This window comes from Streptomyces sp. NPDC012466 (assembly GCF_042955215.1).
In the GTDB taxonomy this organism is placed as follows: Bacteria; Actinomycetota; Actinomycetes; order Streptomycetales; family Streptomycetaceae; genus Streptomyces.
Genome location: NZ_JBIBEQ010000019.1, coordinates 22,013 through 25,580, shown reverse-complemented (window position 1 = coordinate 25,580; position 3,568 = coordinate 22,013). Strand labels below are relative to the sequence as shown.

Genomic DNA, 3,568 nt, shown 5'->3' with positions numbered 1-3,568 from the left:
GAGCCCGCGTCATCTCCCCGGCCGGGACAGGTCGGCCCGGCCAGTGGCCGGCTTCCTTCAGCTCGCCGAGCTGCAGGTGATCGAGGTGGAGGCAGCAAGGCCCCGGCACGGCCGGGACCGCTGCCGCACGAGTGACAAGGAGACGATGTGTCCGGCTCTTGGACGACTGTCAGGACCGCCGGCGGGGACGAGGGCGGAGCCACGGCGGGCCTGCGCCTGTTCTGCTTCGCCCACGCGGGCGGCGGAAGCGCCTTCTTCCACCCGTGGCGTCGAGCGCTGGGGCCGGGCGTCGAGGTGCGCTCCATCGTGCTGCCCGGCCGCGAGCGCCGGGCCCGGGAAACCCCCCACACCCGGATGGGCCCGCTGGTCGACGGCCTCGTCGCGGAACTGGCCCCCCAACTCTCGGTTCCCTACGTGCTGTTCGGGCACAGCCTCGGCTCCATCGTCGCCTACGAGACCGCTCGGGCCCTGCTCGAACGGGGCTCGAGGGCGCCTTCGGCGCTGCTCGTGTCCGGACGGCGCGGCCCCTTCGTCGCCGACCACCGGCGGCCCGTGCACAACCTGCCCGAGGACGACTTCCTCGCCGAGATGTCCCGCCTCGGCGGCACCCCGCCCGAACTGCTGAGCAAGCGGGAACTGTTGCGGCACTTCCTGCCGCCGCTGCGCGCCGACCACGAGATCAACGAGACGTACCGGCCCGATCCGCTGCCGGGGCCGGCCCTGACCTGCCCGGTCTTCGCTTTCACCGGTGCCGCCGACCCCCTGGCCGACCCGCACGCGGTGGCCGGCTGGCGCGAGGTGACCAGCGGGGACTTCCGGCTGCGTGTTTTCCCCGGCGACCACTTCTATCTCAAGGGGGCGCCGGAGGATGTGATGGCCGCGCTCCGGGAGGCGCTGGCGGCCGTGCAGCAGGCCTCAAGTGTTCTTCGACGCCCGGTTCATACAGTCGCCACGTGATTGTCACGTTCCGACTGAGCCGGGGAGACCAGATGAACCTGCTGGATGTCACCGCACCGTCCGGATTCCACGTACGGCTGCGTGACTTCCTGCGTGACCAGTCGCAGCACACCACCACGGCGACGGTCAGACGGAACGAGAGCGCGTACAGCTGCGGTGGCCAGGACCGCAACGTGTACTTCCTGGAGAGCGGCCAGATCAAGACCGTCATGTTCTCCCGTTCCGGCAAGGAGTGCCTGCTGCGCATCCACACGCCCGGAGAGATCTTCGGCGAGCTGTGCTCCCTCGGCGGCATCCGCGAGGAGTCGGCCATCGCCATGCGCGACAGCGTCGTGCACCGCATGTCCTACGAGCACTTCCTGTCCTCGATCACCGCGGCCGGGTTCGTCGACGACTTCATCAACCACCTCTCCCGCCGCCTGGCCGAACAGCAGCAGTCGATCACCCATCTGGTGACCGTCGACAGCGAGCAGCGCCTCGGCGAGATCCTGCTCGACCTGGCCCGCAAACTCGGCCGGGGCGACGGGCGGCGGCCGCACATCGTGGGGCGCATCACCCACGAGGAACTGGCCGGCATGGTCGGCACCACCCGCTCGCGCGTCGGGTACTTCCTCAAGGGCTTCCGCGACCGGGGTCTGGTCGACGTCACCCCCGGGTCCCACCTGATCATCGACCAGCTCCGGCTCAGCGCCTATCTGGAGAGCCGCTGCGTCTGACCCGCCTCTCCGTCCGACGACCCTCACGAGGTGACGCCCCCATGTGGGACCAGAAGTTCGAGACTCTGCTCAGGGACCGGCTGCCCGGCCTCGACGCCGGCGCCCCGCTCACCGAGGACCTGCCGCTCGCGGCCTTCGGCCTCGACTCGATGGCGACGGTCGGTCTGATCGTGGCCATCGAGGAGAGCTACGGCACCCAGCTTCCCGACGACGCCGTGCAACCCGCCCACTTCACCACTCCCGGCACGGTCTGGAAGCTCGTCAGCTCGCTCGCACCGAGCACCCCGGGCACCGGCCGATGAGCAGCACGAAGCTGCTGCACCACTGGTTCCTCGACGGACTGGCCCGCAACCCCGAGGGCACCGCGCTGCGCATCAACGACCGCCGGTGGACCTACGCGGAAGCCGACCGCACCGCGCGCTCCTGGGCCGCCGCACTGCACGGCGGGCCGCGTGCGCCGCGCCGGGTCGGGGTGCTCGCGGCGAAGAGCGAGGAGAGTCTGCTCGGCTTCCTGGCCGCGCTGTACGCGGGCTGCACGGTCGTGCCGCTCAACCCGGAGTACCCGCTCGAGCGCAACCGCGACATCGCGGCGGCCGCCCGGCTCGACGCCCTGATCGTGGACCGCGCGGGCGCCGCCCAGCTCGACGCCGTGGCCGCCGCCGCGCCGCCGGTGGTCACGCTGGCGCCGCGGCGCGCGGAGTGGACCGGGACGCCGCCGGACACCGCCGTGGTGGTCCCGGACCCGGCCGGGGACCGGCCGCCCGCGCAGGGCTCCGACTCGCTGGCGTACATCCTGTTCACCTCGGGCTCCACGGGCCGCCCCAAGGGCGTGCCGATCCGGCACGGCAACGTGTCCGCCTTCCTGTCGGCGTCCCTGCCGCGCTACGACTTCGGGCCCGAGGACGTCTTCGGGCAGGTGTACGAACTCACCTTCGACCTGTCGATGTTCGAGATGTGGTGCGCCTGGGCGAGCGGGGCCTGTCTGACCGTCCTCAACCGGCTGCAGGCGCTCAACCCGGCCCGCTACATCCGCGATCACGGCATCACGGTGTGGACCTCGACGCCCAGCCTGGTGGCCGCGCTGCGCACCCGCGGCCTGCTCGCCGGGGGCAGCCTGCCCTCGGTGCGCCACACCGTCTTCTGCGGTGAGCCGCTGCCCGAGGAGAGCGCCGCGTACTGGAGCGCGGCGGCGCCCGGCACCGCCATCGACAACCTCTACGGCCCCACCGAGCTGACCATCGCCTGCACCGCGTACCGCTGGTCGGCGGCCGCCGGTTCGGGCACCGTGCCCATCGGGGAGCTGAACGCCGGTCTGCGCCATGTCCTGGTCGAGGACGGCCTGGTCGGCTCCGACGCCGGTGAACTGTGCGTCACCGGGCCGCAGATGTTCGACGGCTATCTCGACCCCGCGAACGACGCGGACCGCTTCCTCACGCACGAGGGTCTGCGCTGGTACCGCACGGGCGACCGGGTACGCCGGACCGCCGACGGCACACTGGTGCACCTCGGGCGTGGCGACGGACAGGTCAAGATCCACGGCTACCGGGTGGAGCTGTCCGAGGTGGAGGAGGCCCTGCGCGCGTGTGCTCCGGGCGCCGAGGCCGTGGTGCTCACGGTGCCCGAAGCGGCCGGGCCCGTCCTCGCCGCCTTCCTCATCGGGGACGACACCGACGGCCTGACCACCCGGACGGCTCAGGACCTGGCCCGTCGGCTGCCGCCGTACATGCTGCCCGCCCACCTGTGGGCGCTGTCGGATCCGCCGCTGAACGCCAACGGCAAGACGGACCGGCTGCGGCTGCGCGAGGAGGCGGAACGCCGTCTGGCCGGCGATCTCGCCGGGACGTCCTGACGCACGTCGCCCCGGGGTGTTCGCCCGGCGGTGTTCCCACCGCCGG

4 protein-coding genes are annotated in these 3,568 nt (G+C 72.1%); all 4 read left to right on the top strand.

Features of this window, described 5'->3' with window-relative positions; translation table 11 throughout:
- The first annotated feature begins 147 nt into the window (after positions 1-147).
- The 4 genes from ACFY9E_RS39705 to ACFY9E_RS39690 are packed head-to-tail and all read left to right on the top strand — an operon-like array spanning position 148 to position 3,522.
- Positions 148-957 (top strand): alpha/beta fold hydrolase, encoded by an 810-nt coding sequence (locus tag ACFY9E_RS39705; protein ID WP_390993451.1) that lies wholly within the window; start codon positions 148-150, stop codon positions 955-957.
- Positions 954-1,673 carry a cyclic nucleotide-binding domain-containing protein gene (locus ACFY9E_RS39700; protein ID WP_390993449.1) on the top strand — a complete coding sequence of 240 codons (720 nt, stop codon included), beginning with the start codon at positions 954-956 and terminating at the stop codon, positions 1,671-1,673. The genes ACFY9E_RS39705 and ACFY9E_RS39700 overlap by 4 nt, the downstream gene beginning before the upstream one ends.
- A 41-nt stretch (positions 1,674-1,714) precedes the next feature.
- Positions 1,715-1,975, top strand: a complete 261-nt coding sequence (locus tag ACFY9E_RS39695; protein WP_390993447.1) for a phosphopantetheine-binding protein — start codon at positions 1,715-1,717, stop codon at positions 1,973-1,975.
- Positions 1,972-3,522 carry an amino acid adenylation domain-containing protein gene (locus tag ACFY9E_RS39690; protein WP_390993445.1) on the top strand — a complete coding sequence of 517 codons (1,551 nt, stop codon included), beginning with the start codon at positions 1,972-1,974 and terminating at the stop codon, positions 3,520-3,522. Before ACFY9E_RS39695 ends, ACFY9E_RS39690 begins: the two co-directional genes overlap by 4 nt.
- Positions 3,523-3,568 lie beyond the last annotated feature (46 nt).

Bases quoted from the DNA above. Each gene is read 5' to 3' on its own strand.
- ACFY9E_RS39695 (WP_390993447.1), top strand. From the start codon at position 1,715: ATGTGGGACCAGAAGTTCGAGACTCTGCTCAGGGACCGGCTGCCCGGC.
- ACFY9E_RS39690 (WP_390993445.1), top strand. From the start codon at position 1,972: ATGAGCAGCACGAAGCTGCTGCACCACTGGTTCCTCGACGGACTGGCC.